The 25,996-nt window shown below is 68.3% G+C and carries 19 protein-coding genes and 2 CRISPR repeat arrays; of the genes, 6 read left to right on the top strand and 13 right to left on the bottom strand.

Going from position 1 to position 25,996, the window contains the following annotated elements; all coding sequences use genetic code 11:
• Window positions 1–35: 35 nt before the first annotated feature.
• A complete protein-coding gene (locus tag A176_RS36565; RefSeq protein ID WP_002633754.1) occupies window positions 36–725 on the top strand; it encodes a response regulator in 690 nt (229 codons plus the stop codon).
• A gap of 4 nt (window positions 726–729) precedes the next feature.
• On the opposite strand, the gene A176_RS36560 is transcribed toward A176_RS36565, so the two are convergent.
• The 4 genes from A176_RS36560 to A176_RS36545 all read right to left on the bottom strand — a co-directional run bounded on the left by A176_RS36560 (window position 730) and on the right by A176_RS36545 (window position 7,174).
• On the bottom strand, window positions 730–3,576 hold the full coding sequence (locus A176_RS36560; RefSeq protein ID WP_002633755.1) for a bpX6 domain-containing protein: 2,847 nt from the start codon (window positions 3,574–3,576) through the stop codon (window positions 730–732).
• A complete protein-coding gene (locus A176_RS36555) occupies window positions 3,573–5,402 on the bottom strand; it encodes a hypothetical protein (RefSeq protein WP_002633756.1) in 1,830 nt (609 codons plus the stop codon). The genes A176_RS36560 and A176_RS36555 overlap by 4 nt, the downstream gene beginning before the upstream one ends.
• Window positions 5,399–5,863 carry a bpX5 domain-containing protein gene (locus A176_RS36550; RefSeq protein WP_044889914.1) on the bottom strand — a complete coding sequence of 155 codons (465 nt, stop codon included), beginning with the start codon at window positions 5,861–5,863 and terminating at the stop codon, window positions 5,399–5,401. The genes A176_RS36555 and A176_RS36550 overlap by 4 nt, the downstream gene beginning before the upstream one ends.
• Window positions 5,864–6,007: 144 nt before the next feature.
• Window positions 6,008–7,174 (bottom strand): AAA family ATPase, encoded by a 1,167-nt coding sequence (locus tag A176_RS36545; protein ID WP_002633758.1) that lies wholly within the window; start codon window positions 7,172–7,174, stop codon window positions 6,008–6,010.
• A gap of 203 nt (window positions 7,175–7,377) precedes the next feature.
• Between A176_RS36545 and A176_RS36540 the strand changes: the two genes are divergently transcribed.
• The gene (locus tag A176_RS36540; protein ID WP_044889915.1) at window positions 7,378–7,971 is read left to right on the top strand and encodes a hypothetical protein; all 594 of its coding nucleotides are present in this window, start codon (window positions 7,378–7,380) and stop codon (window positions 7,969–7,971) included.
• A gap of 35 nt (window positions 7,972–8,006) precedes the next feature.
• Window positions 8,007–8,720, top strand: coding sequence for a YqiA/YcfP family alpha/beta fold hydrolase (locus tag A176_RS36535; protein WP_044889916.1), 714 nt, complete (start codon window positions 8,007–8,009; stop codon window positions 8,718–8,720).
• On the opposite strand, the gene A176_RS36530 is transcribed toward A176_RS36535, so the two are convergent.
• Window positions 8,702–9,646, bottom strand: coding sequence for a hypothetical protein (locus tag A176_RS36530; RefSeq protein ID WP_002633761.1), 945 nt, complete (start codon window positions 9,644–9,646; stop codon window positions 8,702–8,704). The two genes, A176_RS36535 and A176_RS36530, sit on opposite strands and share 19 nt — an antisense overlap.
• A 270-nt stretch (window positions 9,647–9,916) precedes the next feature.
• Between A176_RS36530 and A176_RS36525 the strand changes: the two genes are divergently transcribed.
• Entirely contained in the window at window positions 9,917–10,264 is a 348-nt protein-coding gene (locus A176_RS36525; RefSeq protein WP_144429684.1) for a hypothetical protein, read from the top strand.
• 156 nt (window positions 10,265–10,420) lie between these two features.
• A CRISPR array of direct repeats spans window positions 10,421–12,166; the repeat unit is 37 nt; unit sequence GTTTCAACCCACGCTCCTCGCGTTCACGAGGAGCGAC.
• A gap of 174 nt (window positions 12,167–12,340) precedes the next feature.
• A CRISPR array of direct repeats spans window positions 12,341–15,365; the repeat unit is 37 nt; unit sequence GTTTCAACCCACGCTCCTCGCGTTCACGAGGAGCGAC.
• A gap of 182 nt (window positions 15,366–15,547) precedes the next feature.
• Here A176_RS36525 and cas2 read toward each other — a convergent pair.
• The 8 genes from cas2 to A176_RS36485 all read right to left on the bottom strand — a co-directional run bounded on the left by cas2 (window position 15,548) and on the right by A176_RS36485 (window position 24,291).
• A complete protein-coding gene (gene cas2 / locus A176_RS36520; RefSeq protein ID WP_044889918.1) occupies window positions 15,548–15,847 on the bottom strand; it encodes a CRISPR-associated endonuclease Cas2 in 300 nt (99 codons plus the stop codon).
• The gene (gene cas1c, locus A176_RS36515; RefSeq protein WP_002633767.1) at window positions 15,847–16,875 is read right to left on the bottom strand and encodes a type I-C CRISPR-associated endonuclease Cas1c; all 1,029 of its coding nucleotides are present in this window, start codon (window positions 16,873–16,875) and stop codon (window positions 15,847–15,849) included. The genes cas2 and cas1c overlap by 1 nt, the downstream gene beginning before the upstream one ends.
• Before the next feature lie 12 nt (window positions 16,876–16,887).
• Complete coding sequence (gene cas4 / locus A176_RS36510; RefSeq protein WP_002633769.1) at window positions 16,888–17,532, bottom strand: CRISPR-associated protein Cas4; 645 nt, start codon at window positions 17,530–17,532, stop codon at window positions 16,888–16,890.
• Window positions 17,529–18,443 carry a type I-C CRISPR-associated protein Cas7/Csd2 gene (gene cas7c / locus A176_RS36505; RefSeq protein WP_002633771.1) on the bottom strand — a complete coding sequence of 305 codons (915 nt, stop codon included), beginning with the start codon at window positions 18,441–18,443 and terminating at the stop codon, window positions 17,529–17,531. The genes cas4 and cas7c overlap by 4 nt, the downstream gene beginning before the upstream one ends.
• Window positions 18,444–18,481: 38 nt before the next feature.
• Window positions 18,482–20,230: a type I-C CRISPR-associated protein Cas8c/Csd1 gene (cas8c, locus tag A176_RS36500; protein ID WP_002633773.1), complete on the bottom strand. Its 1,749-nt coding sequence runs from the start codon at window positions 20,228–20,230 to the stop codon at window positions 18,482–18,484.
• Window positions 20,227–20,886: a type I-C CRISPR-associated protein Cas5c gene (gene cas5c / locus A176_RS36495; protein WP_044889919.1), complete on the bottom strand. Its 660-nt coding sequence runs from the start codon at window positions 20,884–20,886 to the stop codon at window positions 20,227–20,229. The genes cas8c and cas5c overlap by 4 nt, the downstream gene beginning before the upstream one ends.
• A 21-nt stretch (window positions 20,887–20,907) precedes the next feature.
• Window positions 20,908–23,082 (bottom strand): CRISPR-associated endonuclease Cas3'', encoded by a 2,175-nt coding sequence (locus A176_RS36490; protein ID WP_226994103.1) that lies wholly within the window; start codon window positions 23,080–23,082, stop codon window positions 20,908–20,910.
• A gap of 633 nt (window positions 23,083–23,715) precedes the next feature.
• Entirely contained in the window at window positions 23,716–24,291 is a 576-nt protein-coding gene (locus A176_RS36485; RefSeq protein WP_144429683.1) for a hypothetical protein, read from the bottom strand.
• Between the two features lie 125 nt (window positions 24,292–24,416).
• Here A176_RS36485 and A176_RS36480 point away from each other — a divergent pair, with 125 nt between their 5' ends.
• Complete coding sequence (locus A176_RS36480) at window positions 24,417–25,169, top strand: HEAT repeat domain-containing protein (RefSeq protein ID WP_049872435.1); 753 nt, start codon at window positions 24,417–24,419, stop codon at window positions 25,167–25,169.
• A 113-nt stretch (window positions 25,170–25,282) separates the two neighbouring features.
• Window positions 25,283–25,996: an esterase family protein gene (locus A176_RS36475; RefSeq protein ID WP_002633780.1), complete on the top strand. Its 714-nt coding sequence runs from the start codon at window positions 25,283–25,285 to the stop codon at window positions 25,994–25,996.

Raw genomic sequence — 25,996 nt, 5'->3', positions numbered from 1 at the left:
CGGAGCTATCAGGAAGCGCCACTTCGGTCTCCACCATGTCCCGGCCGCTCCAGCACATGCTTCTCGTCGAGGATGACCTCGCCTGGCGCGAGCGGCTCGACGTGGTCGCTCGCGAAGAAGGGGTGCAGGTCACCCACGCGGCGGACGGACAGGAGGCCCTGGACTGGCTGTGCACGCGGCCCCGGGCGAGCCACCCCGACCTCATCCTGCTGGACCTGCTGTTGCCGCGCATGGACGGCTGGGAGCTCTACGGACAGCTCCGGACCAACGCGCGGCTGCGCCACCTGGGCGTGCTGATGTTCTCGGGCGCGCTGAATGGCAAGGAGCCGCCCCTGGACGGTGTGGTGGGCTACCTGCGCAAGCCCCACGCCCCCGAGGCCATGGACCTCGCGCTGCGCGCCCAGCTTCGCGGCCTGCCCGAGCTGCCCACGCGGGCCTCCTCCGAACCCTACGCGCTGCAACTGCCCGAGGACGTGTGCCTGCCCTTGCGCACGCTGCCCAGCGCCCTGGGCCACGCGGTGCGCCTCCATCTGCTGCGCGCCGCGGAGCTGGTGGGCACGGAGCTGCCCCTGGCCTCCACATGGTTGATGGCGCTCCCCGGCACGCCGCCGTCCCTGCTGGTGACGGTGGAGGGCGTGCAGGTGGTGCTGGAGGTCGATGACGCGCAGCGCCGGCTCACCGCCAGCGAAGTCTCCCTGGCGCCGGGCCTGTTCAACGGCGCCTGACGGCTCACGGCACGGGCAGGTGCCGGACTTCGCCGCTCTCCAAGTCCACCCACAGGCCCCGGCCCGCGCCGTCGAACACCAACAGCGTGCCCTCCGTGAGGCGCACCTGGGGGCGCACGTCACCCTGGAACGTGAGCACCGCGCGCGACACGCCCCGTGTGTCTGTCAATTGCGCCTGCCATTCTCCGTGTGAATGCATCAATTCCACACACCATGACGCCGTGAGGAAGATGTCCTCGCAAGCCGGGTTGTCGAAGGGGGGCCGCTGGACCCCGCGGACGGAGGTGGGCCTCACCACGGCCCGCCGCGCGATGTCCTCGGGCGGCGCCACCACGGTCAGCCTCGCGGCGGCCTCGCCATCCGGCGTCACCGCCGCGGTGACCAGGGATGACATGAGAATGGGTGCATCCGCTTCGCCCCACGGGAGGTCCACACGAGAGCGCAACGTGGGCCCCTGGTCCAACGCATAGGTCCACCGCTCCCGGAAGCCCGCGAGGAAGCTCAGATGGACGGAGTCCACCGCCATCGCGCTCACCCGGAGGGGCAGGTCCGTCACCCGCCAGAGCGCCCGGAAGTCGGCCGCGAGCGAGTCCACCATCAGCACCGTGTTCTCGACGGAGGCGAACCACACGCTGCCGTCGTACACCGGCGCCCAGGCGTTCAACGCCGCGTCACACCAGAACGCCCCACGCCGCGTGGACAGGTCCAACCGCGACAGCCGCCACACGTCGCCTCGCCGCGCGAGCGCCAGCGCCCTGTCGCCGTGGAGGGACAGCACCAGGTGGAAGGCCGGCACGTCGAAGCGCGCCACCAACCGGCCGTCCGCGCGCACCAGCCGCGCGCCCGCTTCCCCCAGCGCGTACAGCAGCCGGCCGTCGGGCAGCACCACCGCGTCATGCAGCGTGAAGGTCCCCGCCTCGGACGCGCGCAGGGTGGCTTCGATGCGAGGCAGCGAGCGGTCATCGCGCCACGCGGGGTGCACGCAGTCGGGGAGGGACGGAAGGTCGGTGCTCAGCGTGGCATCCGGAGCGGCACTCAACAGGCGCTTGATGAGGTCCAGGTCCGAGGTGAACCGGGCACTGCCCGCGGCCCGGTCCCGGAGCAGCGCGCGCAGCGTGGGCACCGCCAGCGCGGCACGCTGGGCGGAGTGCGGCTCGCCCATGAGCGCGAGCCCGAACACGAAGCGCTCGGTCGCGCGCCCCAGCCCCTCCTCCTCCAGCAGCTCGCGCACCCGCGCGCCCACCGCCGCCAGCCCATCCGGAAACGCCGTGGCCCAGAACGCCAGCAGCCGCGCGCCCGTCGCGCCCCCCACGGCCACGCCGCGCTCCAGCCAGCCCCGCGCCCGCTCCCGGAGCTCGGGCACCGGCCACACCACCTGGACGGCCCGCGCGAAGTCACCCGAGGCCGCGAGCGTCTCCGCCCAGTGCAGCCGGAGCGCGCGCGCCTCCGCTGAATTCGTGCGCTCCAGCCGCGCCACCGCGTCCGAGAAGGCACCGCTGAGACGGGCGACCGCCACCGCGCGCCCCACGTCCTTGGCCAGGAACCACTGACGCACCACGAGGCCCGGCGCCACCTTGCGGCTTTCGGCCAGCTCCGCCGCCAACTGGAAGCGGCCCGCTTTCTCCAGGAAGGACACCGCCTCCTCGTGCGCGCCCAGCAACTCCGTCAGGACGAAGGCCGCTTCGTCGATACGGCCCTCGCGCTCGAAGCGGCGGAAGGCCTCGCGGTAGCGCTGCTGGAGCGCGGCGAGGACGTCCGGCGCCCCATCGAACACCGTGGCCGGGTCCTTCGGACCCAACCGGAGGGTGAGCTGCTCCCGCGGACCGGGCAAGCCCAAGGCCTCGCGCGCCGTCGCACTCCCCGCCTTGCTCAGCGGGATGGCATGGCGCATCGCCTCGCGCAGATTGCCCTCCTCGAACATCTCGAGGAGGCGGCGCATGTACTCCGCCCTGCGCTGCTGGACCCAGACGCCCAGCAGGGTGTTGCGCATCATCCAGCCGGACAGCCTGGACCACGGGCCCGGCCCCTTGGGCGGAACGGCCGTGGACGCAGGCAGGGCGCGAGGGACGGTGCCCTTCGCGGGCTTCCGGAGCTTCCCGAGCCACCGCGCCAGCAGCCCGGGTGTCCCGGCGTCGGCGGGACCTCCCGCGCCGCCCAGCGCAAACGCGGCACGGAGCCGCGCCAGCCAGCCGGGCGGGCCGTGCGCGACACCCGGACCGACCCGAAGGACGCTCCCGTCGCGAGCGAACCGCGCCCGCAGCCGCTCCCACCATCCCACGCGATGCGCCGCGACGTTCGGGGGAGGCGCGCGCCCCTCCATGCGCGCGAACATCGCCTGGGCCTCGGGGGAGGGCTCGGGAATGTTGGCGCCGAAGCGCGCACGCGACGGGGCCGGCACCGGCGCCAGCACGGCCACGGGCGGGGGCGGCGCGGCCAGCGTCTTCACGGCCACGCACGTCCACGCCGACACGTCGAGCCACGCGGCCACGTTCACCCGCGGCAGCGCCTCCACGGAGAACACCTGCGCCCGCCCGCCGAGCACCAGCACCCCGGCGCCTTCATGGAGGCTCGCGTGCCGCCACTCGGCCGGGGACAGCGGTGCGGAGGTGAGGACCCCATGCTCCCGCGTGAGGACCCACCCGGGCGCGTCGGAGCACCGCACCTCACGCGGGGCGGACAAGCCCACAAGATATCCACCGGCCACGGCCCGCACGGACACGGTGGGGGTCCACATCGCCAGAATCCGGCGGCGGGCTTCCGCTTCGCCCATCAACGCTGGCTCGAACCAGAACGCCCAGGCGCGCACCGTTCCCCGGTGGACGTGCTGCCGTGGCCTCAGCGCCGCGCTCACGCCCCACCTCCGACGCGGAGGCGGTAGAGCACCGACTCCTCGCGAAGGTGGAACAGCACCAGCTCCCCCTCCACGGTGAGCCACGCGAGCACGGGCACCGCGTGACTGACCTCCGCGTGGACCACGCGGGCCTCGGCCACCGTCAGCTTGTATTGATTCTGGGGCCCCACGCACCAGAAGGCGCGCTGGTCGGAGTCGAGCGCCACCAACCCGGCCTGTGCGCGCGACGGGTGGCAGACGCCCGCGCCCACCGCCCGCAGCCCCGACGCGAGCTGCACGGGCCGCGCGGTGCCTTGCTGGTGCAGGTGCCACAAGCCCGGGCGCTGGTTCACGGCGAGCAACCCATGCTCCGGGTGCCCCACGCCGCCCTCCGCGGCACCGAAGAAGACGGCCCCGCCCGCTGAGTCCGGCAACGGAACCTGACGCACCTCTTTCATCCCGACGGTCCCGAGCGCCACGCCTTCCGGCCCGGTGCGCATCACGGGGACGCACCGGTCCTTCACGGTGGCGACGGTGAGGACGCCCTTGGCCACGCGCTCGGAGGTCACTCGCAGCGCGTGGTCGGTGCGGACGTGGTCGAACAGATAGAGGTTTTCATCCAGCCCCGACAAGAGCAGGCACAACTGGCCCTGTGAGTCGTAATAGGACGTCAACCGTCCGGGAGACTGTTCTCGCTTGAGCTTGGGTGGATGCACGTCCGTGTCGCGCATCGTCCAAGGGAAGTGCGCCGGCTGACGCCGGACGCCGAGACGTCGCAGTTGGCCTCGAACGCGATAGCCATACGCGCCCCTGCACAGGACGAACATCCCCATGCCGGCACGCCAGCCCGCGCCCAGGAACTCCTCCCTGTCGAGCGGCTTCATCCGGGTCGGGTTGGGCACGGTGGCACCGGCGGACTGGGGCAGCGCCATGGCGCCCACGCCGCCATCCTCATGGAAGAGCATCAACCGCTGCCCGTCCGATGAGAAGGAGAAGGCGCGCACGCGAGGCGCCCGGAGCCGCCTCACCGACGCGGCGACGGGCGCGCGCGGCTCCGGCTCGAACGACGCTTTGAGCAGGCGGACGCTGTCCGCCGGGGGCGGCAGGTCGAGCAGCACGGAGCGCGGGCCTCGCGCGATGGGATGCACCTCCACCGCGAGCTGGCGCACCTCGGGCGCCATCACCTCGGCTATCTCCACGCGCGACAGCGTCTCCGCGCCGGGAAGCCGGGACAGGCGCGGTGCGCCCACGAGCCAGGCCTCCACCGCATCCGTGTCGGCCGCGAGCGCCTGACGCCATGCCGCGAGCCGCTCGGCCGTGGGCGGTTCGAGGCTCCGTGCGTCCAGCCACTCGCGCAGCGAGCTGGGGGTGACGTCGGGAAAGTGCCCCTTGCCGGGGTCTGCCTGGAGGATGCCCCACAAGAACGCGGCGCCTTCGGCTTCGGCCCGGCGGGCCAGCACGATGAGCAACGCGAGGTGCGCGATGCGGGGCGCCCCGAGCTGGTCCGGCCCGGCGTCGAGCAGCGCCACCATGCGCTTCTCGCTTCGGGGCTGGCGGAACGAGGGCTGGAGGTAGGACAGCTCACCGAAGGCGGCGCGGCGCACCAGCTCGTCGGGGTCCTCCAGTGCCCACAGCCACTCGCTCACGAGCAAGCGGTCGAGGGTGCCTCGCCGGGAGAGGCCGTCATACCCTTGCGGCTCTCCACCCATCATCTCCGTGGGAACCCGCGTGGCTCCGAGCGCCACGGACAGCCGGGCCACCAGGGGCCCCAGGTGCAGTGCCAGCTCCAAGGGGAGCTGGGACAAGGTCGCGGCCCAGGGCCGCAGCGCGTGGGGCAAGGCCGTCACGGCGTGTCTCCAGGAGGAACCCCCGACTGCCCCTCCTCCAACCAGGCCACGAGCGTGGTGCGCGACACGCTCCGCGCCGCCCCCACGCTGACCAGGTGCAAGGACGCGGGCAGCACCGCGAGCGGCGCGCCACCTTCGGCACGCGCGAGGAACGCGTGCTCCAACAGCGAGACCGCCACACCCGGCGCCACCGCGCAGGGCAGCAGCAACGAGGGCGCGTCGGCATCGCGGCCCAGGTACACGGCGCCATCGACCCACGGAAGGGACTCCGAGGCCCCCAGCAGCACGAGCACCCCCGGCCCCGCGACGCCCTCCCAGGCGGCGAGCCGAGCATCGTCCTCCGCGAGCACCCGGCGAGCGAGCGCCACCGCCACGGCCCCCTCCCCCACCACGGCGAGTGGCTCCAGCGGCTCGGAGCGAGGGTGCCAGTGCAGCGTGGCTTCGTTCCTCGTTGAGGCCATCACCGCACCGACACCTTTGCTCGCAGGTGCGAGTGCGGCGGCACGCGGGCCAAGGCTTCGCCTCTCGCTGACGCCATCATCGCACCGTCACCTCTGCTCGCGGCGGCGCGCAGGCCATGGCTTCATCCCTCGCTGCTGGCGCCATCACACCGTCACCTCAACCCCTGGCGTTTCGGAACCAGCGGCGAGCACGCTCGCCAGCTCCGCGCGCAGCACCTTCAAGTCATCGGGGAGGGTTTCGGCCGAGAAGCCAGCGTCCATCTCCCGCGCCACGCCCTCCAGCTTGAGCCGCCAGGCAGCGAGCGGCCCCTCCGCCGAGGGCCGCTCCGCGAGCAACTGCTGCCCCGCGTTGGCGATGCGCCGAGCCCGCGCCAGGGGGCCCGCGCTGGCCTCCAGCGCCGCGGCGGGCAAGGCCGCGTTCTCCGTTCCAGCGAGCGCATCCCGCAGCACGTCCCGAGCGAGCGCCTGCCCCTCCTTCGTGGGAATGGCATACACGAGCGGCCACAGGTCCGCCGTGCCCGGCGTGCGCCGTCCCGCGAGCGCTGCCGCGGCGGCGATGAGCTTCTGCACCTTCACCGCGCGGCGGTCGGAGAGGATGACCCCCGCGGTCCGCAGCGCGCGCAGCGCATGCGCCAGGTGCGGACGCACCTCCGACAGGTCCGCCTCGCGGGCCACCTGGGCGATGACATCCAGGGACGCCAGCGACGCGGTGGGAACCGAGCCCTCGTCCCACAGCGAGGCGCCCCCCGCGAGCAGCTCCTCCAACCGGGAGTCCGGCACGGGCTCGACGAAGATGCGAGCGAGGAAGCGGTCCGCGAAGGCCGCCAGCGACGCGTCCTCGGGCAAGGCATTGGAGGCGCCCACGCAGACCCGCAGCGGGCACTGCATCCGCGTGTGGCCCCGCCGGAAGGTGCGCTCGTTGAGGATGCCCAGCAGCGTGTTGAGGATGGCGGTGGAGCCGAGGAACACCTCGTCGAGGAAGGCGACGTCCGCCTCCGGCAACATGTCCTGCGTCACCGTTTCGACGAGCCCCTCGCGCAGCTTGCGCAGGTCCACCGGACCGAACAGCTCGGAGGGCTCGGTGAAGCGGCCCAGGAGGTATTCGTAGTAGGCGCCGCCCAGGGCGCGGGCGGTGCGGCGCACGGCCTCGCTCTTCGCGGTGCCCGGCGGCCCGACGACGAGCAGGTGCTCCCCCGCCACCGCGGAGAGCGTGATGAGCTCCACCATCGCCTCGCGTTCGACCAGTCCCCTCCCCGCGCCAGTCAGGGCATCACGAACGGAGGAGGCAGCGGATTCGAAGGAGCTGGACATGGGACACAACCCTAATCGTCGGACTTGACCGCTGAAAGGAGAGTGCAGGTCCCCTCCCCGCCCTCCCTTCAGCGAAATGCCGCGCGTCAACTGTCTTCCGGGCCGCGCATTCCCAAGCGCCCGAACAAGACTCTGCCCGATTTCATGACACGCAGCGGCACGAGAAGTCCCCCATCGAAACCTCCGAGCATAGACTGCAACGCATGAGAAAGCAGTCGATGTGGGTGGCGGTGGTGGGCGTGTTGTGTGTGGGTTCCGAGGGGCTGGCAGCGGGTTGGAATGGCTATGCGTCCCTGGGCGCGGGCATCACCCTGGACCATCTGAGCAACTTCCGCACGAAGGGGCCGGCGCTGCACGGGTACCTGGGCGTGGAGATGCCCCAAGGGCTGTCGGTGGGCCTGCTGGCGGAAATCTCGGAGACGTGGGGTCAGCAGTTCCCGGACGCGATGCGCTCGGGGCAGTTGGAGCGCGCGCAGTTGGACTACCGCGCGGTGGGCATCGAGGCGCGGCTGCGCTTCTTCAAGGACAAGCCCATCACGCCGTGGGTGGGCGCGCGCCTGTCGAAGAGTTGGGGGAGCACCTTCACGCCGGATGACGTGGGGACGTGGATGCGGGAGAACATCGACACCACGAGCATGGCCTTCCGGGTGGGCATCGACGGTTGGTTCAGCCAGCGCTGGGGCGTGTCCGTCTCCACGGGCTTCCAGTTCTGCGACGTGAAGCTGACGGCGAATACGCTCCAGCAGTGCGCCAAGCTGATGCAGTCGGTGATCGCCGGGCCGGTGGCCCGGTTCTGAAGCCAGGGGCACGCGGGGCCGTTACAGTGCGCGGCATGAGCACCTCGACGCCGTCGACCTCCGTGGGTCCCCGCTGGCTGTACCTGCATGGCTTCGCCTCGGGGCCGGACTCGGCCAAGGGCGTGGCCGTGGCGCGGCACTACGCGGGCCAGGGGGTCCACGTGGAGCGTCTCAACCTCCGGGTGCCTTCGCTGGAGCAGCTCCGCCTGAGTGCCATCCTGGAGACGGTGCGCGCGGCGATGGGCGGCCCCGAGGAGCGCGTGGTGCTGTTGGGCTCCAGCCTGGGCGGGCTCACGGCGGCGCGGATGGCGGAGCAGGACGCACGCGTCTGCGCGCTGGTGCTGCTGGCGCCCGCCTTCCGCGTGGTGCCGCAGCTTCGCCGGAGGATGGGCGAGGCCGCGTGGCAGCATTGGCAGACGTCCGGTTGGATTGAGACGGACGACTTCGTGACGAAGCAGAAGGTGCGCATCCATTCGGGCTTCATCGCGGACGCGGAGGCGGTGGACGCACGCACGGGCGGCTGGCCGGACGTGCGCGTGCCGACGCTCATCATCCACGGCGTCCAGGATGACACGTGTGACGTCCGCAACTCGCGCCAGTGGGCGGAGGGCAAACGCCACGTCCGGCTGGTGGAGGTGGCGGACGGGCACGAGCTCACCGCGTCACTGCCGCGGATTCTGGAGGAGACGGAGTCGTTCCTCCAGCCGTGGGGAGCGCGCGGGCCCGGCGCTCAGAGCCCGATGCCGTAGGCGGCGGCCACCTGCTGCATGAAGCGCAGGATGTCGGGCGGCGTGTCGCTGCCCAGCGTCACACGGGTGCGTCGGCCCTCCACCGAGAACTCGAACGTCGTCATCTGCCGGTCGTGAGCTTGGGACAGGGGAACGCCGAGGAAATCCTCGTGTTCGCCCAGACGGCTTGCGGCGATGAGCAGCGTCGTGAGGCGGCTGGCGTCGGTGGAGTTCACCTCGGCCTTGCGCGAGCCGCTGAGCGTGAAGCGGCCATCCTCGAAGACATGCAGCCAGTAGTGCCGTGTATTGGGCATGCCCGGCGACTTCTCGAGCCGAATGGCGGGCGCGTCCGCGGAGAACCGGTGCTTGCGCCGCGTGGGATGTTGGAGTGGTGAAAGCCCTTCGTCCAGGCGCGGCTGGAGCAACGGGAAGTGCCGGCGGAAGTCTTCGAAAGAGCCCTCGACCACATCGGAGCACGCCTGCCGCTGCCAACCGTCGATGCCTTCGATGCGGTAGAAGACCTCGTCGACGTACCACTGCCCCTCGGGGTTCCAGATGACGAGGAGGCTCATCGGCTGCGATTTCGGCTCGACGAGCGTGGAGAAGGAATCCCGAATGTCCTCGGGGTGGCGGAGGAAGCCCTCGAGGTCCCGAGGGAACATCTCGCGGAGCGTGGCACCCTTGATCGCCTGCGCCTTGAAGTAATCACCCAACGTCGTCTCGGGCTTCTGCTCCCTGAAGTAGGGGAGGAAGACGAGCTTGGCGGACAGTGGGTCGAAGCCCGAGGGAGGGACGAGTTCACACCGTTCGATGAACGGCCGGTAGTCCGCCTTCCCCATCCCATACTGCTTCCCGTCCGGGTCGATATGGACGTCGCTCCCCGCGTTCGGGTTGCCACGATCGACTTGGTGAAAGAGCTCGAAGCGCCAGGTGGGAGCGGGTTTCACAGGGGTCACTTTCTTGGGAGCCACGGGCTTTGGGTTCCCAGTCTTGGGAACCGCAGGCGCTGCACCCAGCAGGGGGCACGCCAACAGGATGACGACGGCGATGTGGTGAACTCGCGTCATGCGCACAGTGAACCACGTGGTCACGCAGTGGGGACAGGGGGTTACGGGTGCGCCTCCCGTGGCGTGGATTGGCAAAGAAAACCGCCCCCGATCACCGACCGCCGTGCTTCAATCCGGAGCAAGACCGCCACCACAAAGGGCCATGTCGACATGCAACGAATCACGGAACGCATTACCTGCGAAAACCCCGGCCTGACGCCTATCGAGCTTTGGCTTGAGCCGTCTGGAATGTGTTTTTCCATTCCCGCGAGCGGAAGGCTTGAGATCACCTGCGAAGGCCCTCTTGGGGGCCGCATCGAAATTGAGCGCCACCCCGAAGGACACCTCGCCGTGTACTCCTGGCCCAGCGCCGGGTTCACCGTCTTCCAGAACGGCGTCGAGATCTACAACGAGAAGGGTATCAATCCGTTCCCCTCCCTTGAGAAGGCGTCCCTTCGACAGGTGATAGAAGCCCTCTTCGGAGACTTCGACGAACGTCGGCGGATGCGCTCGTCGTGAACTGAAGGACCGCACGGCGATTCGCGAGGGCGCTCTTTTGGAGCGCCCTCACTTTCGCCTCCGCGACTATCGCGCGCGGCCAGACTTGGTTCGCCCCACACTTTTCGCGCTCACGAGAAGCGACGACGTGCCCGACGAGCACTGCACCTCGACGCGGCCTCAACCCATGCTCCTCGCGTTCACGAAGAGCGACCCAGGCCAGAATCTGAGCTTCGGCGTCCTGGTTGTTTCAACCCACGCTCCTCACTTTCACGAGGAGCGACTTCGACAGCAACTCCAGCGCATTCGCCTTGTCCCAGTTTCAACCCACACTCCTCGCGTTCACGAGGAGTGACTGCGTGAACTTCGTACGAGTCCCCTTCCGCATCGATTTCAACCCACGCTCCTCGCGTTCACGAGGAGCGACTCCACCGCGAGGCCGCTCATGTAACCCGCGTTTTTGTTTCAACCCACGCTCCTCGCGTTCACGAGGAGCGACTGAGTCGGTGCCCAGAGTAGAGATTCGCCGCGCGGTTTCAACCCACGCTCCTCGCGTTCACGAGGAGCGACCTTGACCACCTGCACGAGCGCCCCGTTCCGCGCGTTTCAACCCACGCTCCTCGCGTTCACGAGGAGCGACAGAGCAGTTCCGTGCCCCCAGGCGACACATCTCTGTTTCAACCCACGCTCCTCGCGTTCACGAGGAGCGACCTGCACGGCCTGCCGCAGTACTCCATGCCGAGCGGTTTCAACCCACGCTCCTCGCGTTCACGAGGAGCGCCCCCAGGCCAAGATTTGAGCCTCCGCATCCTGATTGTTTCAACCCACGCTCCTCGCGTTCACGAGGAGCGGCTGGGCTTTGCACTGCCAGGGCCCGTAGTAGAACGCGTTTTAACCCACGCTCCTCGCGTTCACGAGGAGCGACCTGCGATGGTTGGCTTGTCGGTCCAGTCGTTTGCTGTTTCAACCCACGCTCCTCGCGTTCACGAGGAGCGACCTCGATGTTCCCCACTGCCTCCGTCAGCGCCCAGTTTCAACCCACGCTCCTCGCGTTCACGAGGAGCGACCGCTCACAGCAGAGTTGCGCAACGGCATCATGCAGTTTCAACCCACGCTCCTCGCGTTCACGAGGAGCGACACCAGCAGTGGCGTGCGCGCGCTGGAGGTGTGGCGTTTCAACCCACGCTCCTCGCGTTCACGAGGAGCGACGGGAGGAGCCACTCGCGGGGCGCCTCGTCAGAGTTTCAACCCACGCTCCTCGCGTTCACGAGGAGCGACCGCTGCGCGTCGCGCTCCAGCAGCGAATCCACCAGTACGTTTCAAGCCACGCTCCTCGCGCTCACGAGGAGCGACCGGGCGGCTGGAGCTGGGCTATCGTGCGCGGGAGTTTCAACCCACGCTCCTCGCGTTCACGAGGAGCGACCTTGGTCCATATGGTGGGCAAGCACGACAAGCTGGAGTTTCAACCCACGCTCCTCGCGTTCACGAGGAGCGACCAGCACCCGGCGTCTTGAGGATGCTATCGTGCAGGTTTCAACCCACGCTCCTCGCGTTCACGAGGAGCGACTAGGCAGCGATGAGAGACTCAGCGGGGACATGCACGTTTCAACCCACGCCCCTCGCGTTCACGAGGAGCGACTTGCCCGGAAAATACTCGCCCGTCTCAGCCATGCGTTTCAACCCACGCCCCTCGCGTTCACGAGGAGCGACTCAGCGTTCGGCAGGCTGCGCGGTTCCGAAAGGTTTCAACCCACGCCCCTCGCGTTCACGAGGAGCGACTCGTGGAGATTGCGCCCAACGTGGAGGCGTACGCGTTTCAACCCACGCCCCTCGCGTTCACGAGGAGCGACTCGCGAAGCGGCTGGGCTCGACCTCAACGGTTGGCGGTTTCAACCCACGCCCCTCGCGTTCACGAGGAGCGACTTCATCGAGACCTTCGAGGGTCCGGAGAAGGGCAAGTTTCAACCCACGCCCCCGCGTTCACGAGGAGCGACGAGCCACTCCCCATGGCTGCGGTCGTCAATCTGGTTTCAACCCACGCCCTCGCGTTCACGAGGAGCGACTCAGCGAGTGAGGTCTCCCTGTGCAAGCTCGACCGGTTTCAACCCACGCCCCTCGCGTTCACGAGGAGCGACGAGGCCCGCGGGGTTCGCACCCGTCAGCCCCTTGTTTCAACCCACGCCCCTCGCGTTCACGAGGAGCGACAGCACCAGTCCACGTCGAGCCTCACAGGGTGAAGTTTCAACCCACGCCCCTCGCGTTCACGAGGAGCGACCGTCCATGTGGAGCCGCTCGAAGCTGGAGTTGCTGTTTCAACCCACGCCCCTCGCGTTCACGAGGAGCGACCACCAACGGCACCAACACCCGCTCCGCGGCCGGGTTTCAACCCACGCCCCTCGCGTTCACGAGGAGCGACAGGTGGGCCCGCGTTGCCTCCGCCACCGCCCGCCAGTTTCAACCCACGCCCCTCGCGTTCACGAGGAGCGACATGCCTGTGGACCATCGATCAAGTGTGCGACTACTTGTTTCAACCCACGCCCCTCGCGTTCACGAGGAGCGACGTCGAGAATCTCGTGAAGGTGTTCGACGAGGGGACGTTTCAACCCACGCTCCTCGCGTTCACGAGGAGCGACGGATGGCGGGCTCTTGCGAATCCTCTCCACCTTGTTTCAACCCACGCTCCTCGCGTTCACGAGGAGCGACACTTCGTCGTCTTCAGGGCGGCCGACGGTAATCGTTTCAACCCACGCTCCTCGCGTTCACGAGGAGCGACGCCCACGTAGAGCTCGCGCGGGAGCAGGCTGGAGAGGTTTCAACCCACGCTCCTCGCGTTCACGAGGAGCGACTCCATCACCCCGCAGAGGTAGACGCTGCCCATTGTTTCAACCCACGCTCCTCGCGTTCACGAGGAGCGACAACGAGCTGGCGCGAGTGCTCGACGGTGACCGCGTTTCAACCCACGCTCCTCGCGTTCACGAGGAGCGACACCAGGGCGCGCCGTTGTCAGTAGAGGTTGCGCGGGTTTCAACCCACGCTCCTCGCGTTCACGAGGAGCGACCGGTGTTCTTGGGGGCTTCGAGCGTGCCGATGTTGTTTCAACCCACGCTCCTCGCGTTCACGAGGAGCGACCGGGCTTGGATGCGCAAAGAGCGCGGTTTCCTCGTGTTTCAACCCACGCTCCTCGCGTTCACGAGGAGCGACGATGGGGTCCTGGGCGTGACGCTGCTTGACCCAGTTTCAACCCACGCTCCTCGCGTTCACGAGGAGCGACATTACAGCCCCAGGCCGTCCGCCAACATGCCGAAGTTTCAACCCACGCTCCTCGCGTTCACGAGGAGCGACCGCCATGGACAGCAACCCCGTTGCTCCCGTCAGGTTTCAACCCACGCTCCTCGCGTTCACGAGGAGCGACCAGACAGGCTTAACGTGCGTATACCCGCCCTCTAGTTTCAACCCACGCTCCTCGCGTTCACGAGGAGCGACGCCGAGCTGTACCGCGCCGCCGGCGAGCTGGGGTTTCAACCCACGCTCCTCGCGTTCACGAGGAGCGACTTGAGCAGCCTCCAGGCGAAAGCACGGCAGCAGGTTTCAACCCACGCTCCTCGCGTTCACGAGGAGCGACACCGCACGAAAGGCAGCAAGCAATGGCGGACGAGGTTTCAACCCACGCTCCTCGCGTTCACGAGGAGCGACGCCTCGACGTTCGGCGCGATCTCGACCAACGCGGAGTTTCAACCCACGCTCCTCGCGTTCACGAGGAGCGACCCAACAGCACCCGGCGCGTGCGCACCTACCGCGAGTTTCAACCCACGCTCCTCGCGTTCACGAGGAGCGACGACCTGTCGCGCGAGCAACTCCTCGACGCCGAGATGTTTCAACCCACGCTCCTCGCGTTCACGAGGAGCGACCGGGCGAGCACCTGGGCGTGCAAGGGCTGGTCGACGTTTCAACCCACGCTCCTCGCGTTCACGAGGAGCGACGGCCCGAGTGGGGTTGTCCTGGTCAATCGTCGGGCTGTTTCAACCCACGCTCCTCGCGTTCACGAGGAGCGACGCGGCTACCTCGCGCCGCTGGTGGCGGCCATGCAGGTTTCAACCCACGCTCCTCGCGTTCACGAGGAGCGACGGCCCACCGTGGGGCCTCGCAGGGGCGCCTTGCCCGTTTCAACCCACGTTCCTCGCGTTCACGAGGAGCGACACACGGGCGCTCCGCCACCGAAGGGGGGAGGCTTCGGGTTTCAACCCACGCTCCTCGCGTTCACGAGGAGCGACGGAGCAGCTCCTGGATTGTGAGTTCAGCTTGGTGTTTCAACCCACGCTCCTCGCGTTCACGAGGAGCGACGACGCCGCCGCCGAGGCCGCGGGGGATGCCGGGGGCGGTTTCAACCCACGCTCCTCGCGTTCACGAGGAGCGACTCAGGCCCGGAGGTTGTTCAACGCAGTCCGGAGTTTCAACCCACGCTCCTCGCGTTCACGAGGAGCGACGGCCAGAACACCGAACACCACGGAGACGAAGCGATGTTTCAACCCACGCTCCTCGCGTTCACGAGGAGCGACGCCCGCGGTGCCCACCACCACCCCGCCCGCGAAGTTTCAACCCACGCTCCTCGCGTTCACGAGGAGCGACGTCCGGCGACGCTGGCGGGATGGGAGTGCCGTTGTTTCAACCCACGCTCCTCGCGTTCACGAGGAGCGACTCCAGGTGCCCTCGTTCGATGCCCCGCGTCGGGCGTTTCAACCCACGCTCCTCGCGTTCACGAGGAGCGACCTCCAGCACGGCGTCCGTGGCGGCAGGCCCGGCAACGTTTCAACCCACGCTCCTCGCGTTCACGAGGAGCGACCGCTCTCCCGCTTGCGCAAGCTGAGAGCCACGTTGTTTCAACCCACGCTCCTCGCGTTCACGAGGAGCGACGCTGCTCGGCCTGCGCAACCAACTGGTTCGGGTCGTTTCAACCCACGCTCCTCGCGTTCACGAGGAGCGACCTCGCCCTGCAACTTCTGGAGTCGCACCGAGCCGTTTCAACCCACGCTCCTCGCGTTCACGAGGAGCGACCATCATCTGCGGCTGCCCGTCCCTGCGCGGCTGGTTTCAACCCACGCTCCTCGCGTTCACGAGGAGCGACCCTGCCCCGCCAACTTACCGTTCTTCCTACGGAATTTGACCACGATTCGCGAACCTGCCTCGGGAGCCCGGCACGCGGGCCATCGGCGCCCGCTCCGCATCCTCCAACCTTCGAAAACTATTCGGGATTTCAAAGAGCGCGAACCCTCGGCGGAGGGACCACCGGGGGCGGTTCGCGGGCGGCTACAGGACCAGCGGTCCCTCGACGTCCAGCGGTGGCCTGGCACCATGATGCTCCGTCTTCCGGGCATCGTCTTCCGACAGGAAATAGAAGCGCAGGCTGTCGCATTCCGACTCGAACGCCGCCAGCAAGCGAGCGCGCAGGACGACCCAGTCCTTGGGCTCCAGCACGCACTCGAAGACGGAGTACTGCACCCGTACGCCATGGTCCTTGCAGGCCCGTGCAATCTTGCGCAGGCGCCGAGCCCCCTGAGGGTCCGACACCCGCACGTCGTAACAAATCAACACCGTGAGCTTACGCATCAGCGCATCGCGAAGGGAGGGTAGCCATCCAGCTCACCTCGGATGTTTCGCGCCAGCAACAGCGCTTGCAGGTGAGGCGCCATGCCCCAGGTCGTCTCCTGCCCCAGGAATGCGTGCCGCACGCTCACCTGCTTCGCCTCCTGATACGCCACCAGGAACGTCTTGCGCGCGTCATCCTTGAGGAGCACCGCTCCCGCGGACTCGGTCCGGAAGTCCCCCAGCTTCAACTGCCCACGGTTCACCAGCGAGAAGACAAGCCGGTCCACCACCGGCGCGCGGAACTCCTCCATCAAATCCAACGCCAAGGACAGACGTCCGGGACGGTCCTCGTGCAGGAACCCCACCGCCGGGTCCAATCCCACGCCCGCGAGCGCCCCCGCGCAATCCTGCGCCAGCAGCGCATAACCAAACGAGAGCATCGCGTTGAGCGGGTTCCTCGGAGGGCGACGGTTACGGCCGTCGAACTCGAAGCCACTGGCGCTCTTCTTCAATAGCGCGGGAAAGGCCTCGAAGTAGTCGCGCGCAGCGATGCCCTCCAGCCCTCGCACCTGCTCCAGTTCCTCCGCCCGAACCAGCGCGCGAAGATGCTCCGACAGGCGCCGCGCCGTCTCCGAGAGGACCTCCTGCCGCTCCGCCGCCGCGTCACGCCGCGCATGCAGCACGAACGCCCGCGCGTTCCCCAACTTCCCCAACACCATGGCCCGGGAGATGGCCAGTGAGCGCGCGGCATCATCCGCCGCCCGGTACTGCTGTCGCCGCAACAACACGTTGCCACCGGGCACGCCCTCCACCCGCGCGAGGAAACGCCCGGTCATCCCAAAGAAGGAGACATGGATACCCGCCTCCAGGCAGCTCTCCATCAACTCTGGCGTCAACCACGCCCGCGTCAGACACACCACCGAGCGAAGGTGCCGCAACGGGACCTCGGCCTTCTTCTGCTCTTGAACCGTCACCACCACGCATTCGCCCTCCTTGTTCAGGCGCGTGCCCTCGGCGGTGATGAACAACGTGTTCAGCGCGGTCGTCATGCGTTCCTCCGGTCAACCTTCCTCATCCACCCACCGCGACAGATGGTCGTGAACGCGCCGCTGCCCCGCTGTCACGTGGGGCAGACACAGCGGTTCCAGTGAGCACTTGTCGCACCGGGGCGCACGCGGCACCGCGGGCACCTCCTGCCGCTGGAGCAGCGCGTGCATTCGGGCAATGGCCTCCTCCGTGCGCAGACGGAGACGGGCGTCGAAGCGCACGGCCTCACGACGGTGCTGCGTGCCATAAAAAAGCGCACCTTCGGGGACTTCGACGCCGTGCATCTCCTCCAGGCACAGCGCCTGCGCGCAGAGCTGCACGGCGTCCGCGTCCAACGCCTTGTGCCGACCGCGCTTCACTTCCACCGGGAAGGGACGCCACCCCGAAGGTAACGTGGGCTCCCGCTGGTACTCCACCAGGTCCGCGCGGCCCGACACGCGCAGCCGCTGCGAGCCCAGCAGCACGGCACGCTCCACCCTTCGCCCCGGCCGTGCGTCGTGCCCCGGCAGGTCGACACGCTCATGGAGCAACCGGCCGGAGGCGGTGTTGACGTCCTCCCGCCACTGCCGCTCGACGTGGATGAGCGCGGCCTGCCGCTCGCAGTACAGCAGGTGCTGGAGCGCGGACAGCGCCACCCACGTCTCGCGGTCCGGACTCATCCCACCAACTCCAGCACCTCGATGCCCTGGGGCAACCCCGCCTTGTCCACGCTCACCGTGTAGTCGGAGAAGCTCCGAGCCGGCTTGTCCCGCTGCTTGCGGTCCGCATGAACCCGGTCGAACAACGCATGGGCCGGCGCATTGCCAAGCTCCGAGCCGTGCTTGAACACGACCACCTTGCGCATGGACATGAGTCCCCGCGCGGCGCTGCGGTCCAGCTCGAACATGTGCGTGAAGGCCTGGAAGAGCATCTCCAGGTCCGCCGTGCCGAAGCCCGTCTGCTTCGCCAGGTGCGGCGAGACGAAGCCATGCGCGCGGTAGAGCCCGTAGGGCACTGTGTTCTTCCGGCCCATGGTGCGGTTGTCGCCGCCCTGCTTCTCGGCCTCGGCCTCCGTCGCCACGGCCATGCGGGTGATGGAGTGCTCCTGCGACACGATGGGGTCCACCGAGCGCGCGAAGGTGAGCTGCATCGGCCCGCGGACCTGCCCCGCGTTCGGCCCCGTGGACATGACGGCGCCGAAGGTGCGGACGTCGAAGAACGTCTTGCACATCCACGCGCGGCCCTTCTCCACCTCGGAGCCCTGAGCCTCGCCCGGTTTGTTCCGCTTCTTTCCGTCCTCAGCGCGGGACGGCTTCTCGCTCAGGTCGATGCCCAGCCCCTTGTACGCGTCCGCGATGCGCTGATTGAGGACGGCCTTCTCCTTCACGAAGATGTCGAGCCCAGGCTTCCCCTCCTGCGTGAGCAGGACGAAGTTGCGCACCTTCCGCTTCAGGCTCACATCCGTGACGAGCCCGTGGCCCGTCTCCGCGTCGATGCGCGGCAGATTGCCCGCATCGGGGTCTCCATTGGGGTTTCCATCCAACACATCGAAGAACAGGACGAAGTCGTGACGCTGCTTGAGTTCAGTCATGGCGCTTTCTCTGGGATTGGTGTGGAGGCAGTGAGGCTTCAGGTGGAGGACGCTTCCGCTTCAGCCGGAGTCGCGGTGGCCTCTCGCTTCGTGAAGAACGCTTCGCGCTGGTGGTAGTAGCCCACTGCGAAGAGGCCCTGGTCCTTCAGGTCGAGTACAGGCGGGAACGGAGATTCGGACGGCAGCAGCGCCATCACTTCGCCCTTCACTCGCTCCAGCCACCTGCCGTTCTCCCCCGCCTTGGAGGCATGGTGGACGGAGAGCTGAATCAACCGAGGGAAGACCGTGACGGGGTTCCGAGACGCGGCGCCAAAGTAACGGTCGCGAATGGTGGCGTTGAGGTCCTTCAGCGCCGCGCCCTGCAACCGCTCCAGGACGGCGAAAAGGCGGCCGAGCACGTAAGGCTGTGAGTCGTTACTCTTGTCCAATGACACAGTGACCTCCAGGGGAGCGGTTCCACTTCGAGGGAGCCTCAGCAGGGTGGCCTTGATGAGCGCGACACGGAGCCGGAGTTGCTCGCGCTCGAACCGTTCGTCGGAAGGCGGCAGGCGCAACCGGTCCAGCGAGGCCGCCAGGAGCTGGCGCGGAAAGGGCTGGCCTCGAAGCGCCGCCCCGAACATTCGTGTGGCGACGTCCGGTGACAGACCACGTCCCGAGGGCGCCTCCACGGCCTTGAGCAGGCGATAGACAGGAATCGGCCCGGCGGGCGCGTTGCCGATGCGCAGGTCCTCGAAGTAGCGACGGATGTTCTGCTTCACTTCGCCCACACGAGACTCGAACCAGTCGCGCACCGCGACACGGCCCGCGTTGCCCGCGAGCGTCACGGCGTAGAAGGCCCGGTCATCCAGCTTCCCGGGCTCCAGTCCTCGCAGCGGCGATTCAGCGAAGCGCTGGAGGTCCGCTTCCGTCGGGTCCGCCCACGACAGCAGCAGGCTCTCCTCCGACGCGGACGCACGCGTCCAGAACACCATCACCGAGCCATCCGCCAACTGGATGCCCTGCCGGAAACGGCGCTGCTCCGTCCGCCGGAGCATGTCATTGAGCGCCAACACGTAGCCCAGCGCGGCTTCCTGCGAGATGGGGGCGTTGTCCCCCTGCTCCAAGCCATGCGACGAGAACGCGGGCGCGTTGAAGGACACCAGGGCCGCGCCAGACGATTGCGCTTCCGGGATATTCTTCAACTTGGGATGGGTGACGGCCACCACGCCCTCCCTGCCCGTCACCAGGCACAGCGCCTTCCGGCCCTGCGCGCGCTGCTCTCCCGAACGTCTCGCCCAGCAAGCACGCACCCAGGGGTTCTGATGCACGGGGGTCGTGGCATCACCGACGACGAACACGAGCATCTCGGAGCCGGTCCACTCCTCGGCGTCCCGCTCCGCCAGGACCTTGCGCCGCTCCGCTTCGTTCGCGAGAAAGGCCTCAACAGCCCGGGCCTCCGGGTCCTTCGTCTCCGCGGCGACCTCACGCACCGACTTCAAGAAGGCCTCCAGCCGGGCGAGGCGCTTCTCCACGCCACCCGCCTTCGTCTTGGGCTCCTCCTTCTCGTAGGCGAGGACATACTTCGGGTTGTCCGCGAAGAAGCCCGCCGCGATGTTCACCGAGCGCTGCGGCAGCCGGGGGACTGGCATGGGCTTGCCACGCCCGTCTTCTCCCGCCGTGCTCTCCAGCGCGACGAACTTCCCCTTCGCGCTGATGCGGACGAAGAAGTCCACGGGCTTGACCTCGTACAACGGGTCATCCGTGAGCCCTCGCTCGCGCGCAAAGTCATTCAGGGCCGTCAACATCATGGGACACCCCCACCCAGCACCTGCGCCCGAGGCGGCACGCGCAACACGCCGTCCTCCAGGAACGCCTGGAAGAACTCGGGCCGCACCGGCTCACCGGGAACGTCGAAGACAAAGTCGTAGAACATGAGGCCCAGCGGCCTGCGCCCCTGGCCAGACTCGTGCGGCAGCAGGCCACGCTCCGCGGGCTCCACCCGGGCCGCGAACTCACGGCAGCCCAGATAGGGCGCGTGGAAGGACTGGCCCCGCTCCAGGCGCCGCTCGAACATGTCCTCGAACTTGCGCGCGTTGTCTTCGGGGCCCGTCTTGCCGGGCACCAGGGTGAAGGACGCGGTGATGACGTAATCCACGTCCCGCAGCGCCACCGTGTTCCGCTGCGCCCGGTCCTCGTCCGCCGCGTAGTCGAACTTGCCCACCGTGGCCTTGCTGTTGACCTCGTTGCGGCGGAAGCTGGTCCACCGCACCGGCGCGAGCACGGCGATCTCGTGGATGTGCCAGCGGATGGCCGGCTTCCACAGGATGGCCTCCAGCACCCCTCGTGCCGCCGAGGGCGTCATCACCTCGTAGCTGACGCGCTCGACCTTCATCTCGGGCCGCGTGAAGCACGCCACGGGTCCTCGAGCCCTCACGCGAAAACGTCTGTCTGCCGTGGATGTCATCGACACCTCCTGAAGCGGGTCTCAATCGGGAATGAGGAAGGCCGGGTCGAAGATGCCGACGCGGTCCAGCAGCAGGCCGAAGCGCTTGTCGTACACGGACGCATGCTCCGGCCCCAGGTACGCCACCGTCTCCGCCGCGAGCCGCGCCAACTCCCGCGCCAGCCATGCATCCCGGAGCTTGCGAGGCACCGTCACCGTGAACCGTTGCAGCGCGCGCATGCGCTCTCGCGAAGGGCCGAGAACACGCAGCGCCTCCAGCAGCGGCGCGCAGTCCGCGTACGGCACCACCACCGAGGCGCTCCAGTCGTCCTCGACGAGCTTGAACGCCTGGGCCACCTCTTCGAAGTGGAGCTTCGCGCGCAGCGCCTGGATGCCCTTCTCGTCCAGCCTGCGCGTGGCATAGAGCCGGGTGAAGTAGCGCTGGAAGCTCTCGGGCGAGAACAGGTCCAGGTCGGAGGACTGCGCCAGCAGGCCGCGAGTGACGTCCTGGGCCGCGCGTGAGACACCCTTGGGCGGCTGCGTCTCCGGCTCGTAGACGCGCAACTCCCCCAGTCCCTCCAGCATCCCTTCCCGGTTGCACCGGCCCGCCGCCTGGGCCAGCGCATCCAGTCCGCCCAGTCCCCGGTAGACGACTGCGAAGTCCAGGTCCACACCGGCCTCGACGAGTTGGGTGGCCACCAACCGCACGGGCTCCCCTCTCCGCTTGCGCGCCTTGATGTCCGCGAGCACCTTCGAGCGATGCTCCGGGCACATCAGCGCGGACAGGTGCAACGTCTCCTCGTGCCCCAACCGCTCGTCCACGAGTTCGCAGAGCCGTCGCGCATCGGCCCGCAGATGAACGACGGCGAGGACGTCCCGCTCCGCCGCCACGGCGTCGGCCAGTTCGGCATAGGGCAGCTTCCGCCCCGACGTGGGCCACCGCACGCGAACACGGCGCAGCCGCTCGAAGGCACGAATGGAAGCCGGAACGATTTCACGCGCCTCGGGAAGTCCCTCCGGAAAGTCCGGGCGGCGGCTCAGCGCAGGCTGCGTAGCGGTGCAGATGATCACCGAACAGCCGTAGTCCTTCACCAGCGCGCCCAGTCCATCCAGGATGGGCTCCAGGAGTGAGGCTGGCAGTGTCTGCGCCTCGTCGAGCACGATGACGCTGCGGGCGACGCGATGCAGCTTGCGGCACGCCGACGGGCGGCGAGCGAAGAGGCTCTCCAGGAGCTGCACCGTCGTGGTGACGATGACAGGCGCGTCCCAGTTCTCACTGGCCACGCGGTTGAGGGGCGTCTCCTTGTCAGGGTCGACGGCGGAGTGGTGTTCGATGACAGCGTGCTCCAACCCCTGGAAGGCCTGACGGTACGCCTCGGCGCTCTGTTCGATGATGGAGGTGAAGGGAATGGCGACGATGACGCGCTCGAGGCCTTGGGCCCGCGCGTGTTCGAGCGCGAAGGCCATGGACGTCAGCGTCTTCCCTCCCCCCGTGGGCACCGTGAGGCTGAAGACGCCGGGCTGTTGAGAGGCCGCTTCCACGGCGGCGGCGAGCACCTCCCGGCGCACCCGGTTCACCTCTGTGTCGGGCGCCCCGCGCTGCTTCTCGTCCAGGAACTCACGGAGCCGCGCGGAGAGCTGTGACAAGGACACAGGCACCTCTCGTGCCGCCCCCCGGCTCGCGTCGAAGAAGGCCTCCGTGTCCAGGAAGTCCGCGTCACAGAGGACGGAGAAGAGCATCCGCGTCCAGAGCTCCAACTGGCGCGGTTCGAGCTTCACGAGCGTCTCCGGAGAGAAGCCCAGTGGTTCATTCAGAAGAGACGGGCTGTCGCAGCGGGCCCGCGCGTCCGCGAGCAGCGCCTGCTTCTCATCGCGCCCCACCCGCTCCTTGAACTTCGGCAGGTCGGGCAGGCCCGCGTGATGCCCGGCGATCGCCAGCGCCAGCGGGAGCAGCCGACGGTCCTGGCTCAGCGCCCAGAGCGCTCCGGCCGTCGAGTGGTCCCGCTCCAGCGCGCCCTCCTTCTCCAGGTGCGCCTCGAAGCCGTTCTCCTTCCGGATGCGGAATTGAAAATCCTGGGTGTACTTGCCCAGGTCATGCCACCGCCCAGCAGCCAGGGCAGGCGCGCGCAAATCCTCTCGTGGCGCCAATCGAGCGGCCCATTGCCCTACGGCCTCCAGGTGCTCGCGCAGCAGGTGAGGGCGACAGTCTTCCGTCACGTGAGCCAATGGCTCGTTCGTGACCACGCGTGGCTTCGTCATCGCACTCCCCCCACCGCGCACGGGCCCGCTCTCTCGAACAGACACGTGGGGTTGGATTCTGGTTGCCGTCGAGCGACAGGCACAAGGCGCCTTGTCCTACGAACGTTCCCAATGCGCTCTCCCTCCCAAGTGGTATGTCCGGGAGTGGAGAGTGCGGGCAGACTGACTCACGGCGTCGCACCGTCCGCGCGCGTCACACCCCGCAGGCCGCGGGATTGCGCGTGGGCAACACCGTCGCTAGGATCTTCTCAACTTCCTGCGTGTTCGCAGCCGGTGTCGCCAGCCGGACCCAACTCGGCGTCTGAATTGCCCGCGTCTCACAGTCTGGTGTGGTCCTCGCGCGAGAACATCTGCGCGCAGTTGATTTCCCTCCTGAAGGCAACGCCGCCCGAGCACATCGACCAGCGGCGGCGCATCATCTGGATGCTCGGCAGCTTCGGCGGCGCCGAGCAACTCCCCCTCTTCCGAGCCCTCCTGCTCGACCCGAACGAGGACTTCGACGTCCGGGACCTCGCACAACGTGCGGGCGCGAGGCACGGCCTCCAACTCTCCGCACGAGAACTCGTCCAACTCGATGCAGAACACATCGGTCTACGATTCAGCCTGGTCAACCTCCTCTCCTTCGTAAGGCTGGCGGCATTCAGTCCAGACCTGGAGGCGGCGCTCCTCCAACTGGAGTCCGGCCGCCGCGGCCGACTGCTCATCATGCAGCGGCGCGTCCAAAGCGCCCCGCAGTCCCCGGAACGCACACAGGCGCAACGCGCGAGCGTGGCCCGACTCGACCGCCATCCCTTTCGATTCCCCTCCCCCGAACAAGTCGTCGTTGCTCAGCCGCATGCGCTCGCGGAGTGGCTGTTCGAACGCTGGTACCACTCCGACCGTCACACCATTCACGAGAAGGTGGACCCCTACGAACGCCTCAACCTCGGCGTCGCCCTCGCATGGAAGGAGCGGCCCGAAGCCTGGCACTTGCTCACCGAGTGGTGTCAGGACATGAGCGCGGAGGAGTTGGAAAGGGACCTGATTCGAGTGGACTGGGGCGTCTCTCGCGACGAACTGGCTCGAATCACGCGCACCCATCCGGCGCTCCACCGCCGTGCCGCGGAAGCCTTGCTGCTCCCCCTGCCAGACCTGATTGCGCACTGGGGTGAGGAGAAGCTGCTGCATCGCCTCGAACGCGTCGTGCGCGCGGAGAGCGTCGCATGCAAGGTTCGCTACGACCTCGTGGAGCCCCCCCGGCATTCCCCTGGGCCCATGAACTGCTGTTTCAATGGGACGTGGCCCGGCGCCGAGTGCTGTACCCACTCCTGTGTGACGCCGATGTGGCCCCGCAGGTTCGGAGCCACCTGCTCGAACACCTGTCGGACCATGACCGCCCCGCCGCCGTCCGTTGGGCGTGTATCGCGGAGCGATATCCCGGCAACGAACCGCTCACTGGCACCGTCGTCCAGCATGCCGCGCTCAACACGCCCACGCCCGAAGACCGCCCGCTGTTCCTGTGCGCGCTGCGAAATCCGGACGCGAGGATTCGAGGCCTCGCCATCGAAGGTCTGCTCGCGCTCGGGGAGTCTGGCCCGGCGTGGGTCGACCGGCTCCTCTCCCTGGCCCACGAGCCCCATCCCGAGGTCCGCATCCCCGCCGCCGCGGGCCTGGTCCAGCAAGGCCAGCGCGAATGGCTGACGCCGCTCCAACAACTGACCGTGGACGCGCCCACCCCCTTCCTGCGCGCCGAGGCCCTCCGCTGGCTCGGCCTGCTGGACGGAAACGCCAGCCGGTCGCTGTTCCTCCAGGTGCTCGCCAGTGCGCCCTCCCACAAGGGCAGCAGCCACCACTGCATCTGCTGCCCCTGCCTCCCAACTGGCTTCTCTCCCGAGGTCGAGGCGGCCATCGAAGCGCTCTCCCGGCGCGGCACGGACGAAGACCTCTCCGCCCTGCTCGACGCGGGCGTGAGGCTGGGCTGCACCCTCCAGCTCGAGGAACTGTGGGCACATCACCTGGCGCGGCGGGGAGTTCGTATGAACTGCAACGAATTGCCGACCGGGTAGCCGCCGACTCGGCAAAGCCAGACAGCCGCCGGGGTGTTCACTCCCGGCTGTCTGGCGGAGCACCATGGCACCCCGGTCGCAGCCATTGACGCATTGCGATTAAGTTGCGCGCCATGAACCGCGAATACCACCGCTGGTACAGCGAACGGCTGCACCGCGACATGGAGATGCTCGTCTTCGGCCACTCGGGCGAGCCCGTGCTCCTGCTGCCCACGAGCAAGGGCCGCTTCTTCCAGGCCGAGGACTTCGGCCTCATCGGCGCCATCGCCGACCGCATCCAGTCCGGCCGGTACATCGTGATGTGCCCCGACTCGGTGGACGAGGAGTCCTGGTTCAACACCGCCGCCCACCCCGCGGACCGCGTCCGGCGCCACCAGCAGTGGGAGGACTACCTGCTCCACGAGGCGGTGCCGCTGCTCAAGTCCCGCAGCACGGGCGGACGCCTCACGCTGGCCGGGTGCAGCTTCGGCGGCTTCCACTCGTACAACATCGGCCTGCGTCACCCGCACGTCTTCCGGCGCCTGCTGTCCATGGGCGGCAAGTTCGAGACGAACGAGTTCCTCGACGGGCACCACGACTCGGACGTCTATTTCCACTCGTGCACGGAGTGGCTGCCGAACCTCACGGACCCGGCGCAACTGTCCGCGCTCCAGCGCGTGGAGATGGTGTTGGCCGTGGGCGAGCACGACTTCTGCCGCCCCTCCAACGAGCACCTCTCCAAGCTGCTGTGGAAGAAGGACATCGGCAACCACCTCGCCGTGTGGCAGGGCGGCACGCACGACTGGCCCGTGTGGCGGCAGATGATTCAGCAGTACCTGCCCTGGTAG

Source organism: Myxococcus hansupus (assembly GCF_000280925.3).
In the GTDB taxonomy this organism is placed as follows: domain Bacteria; phylum Myxococcota; class Myxococcia; order Myxococcales; family Myxococcaceae; genus Myxococcus; species Myxococcus hansupus.
This window is presented reverse-complemented; position numbering and strand designations above follow the sequence as displayed.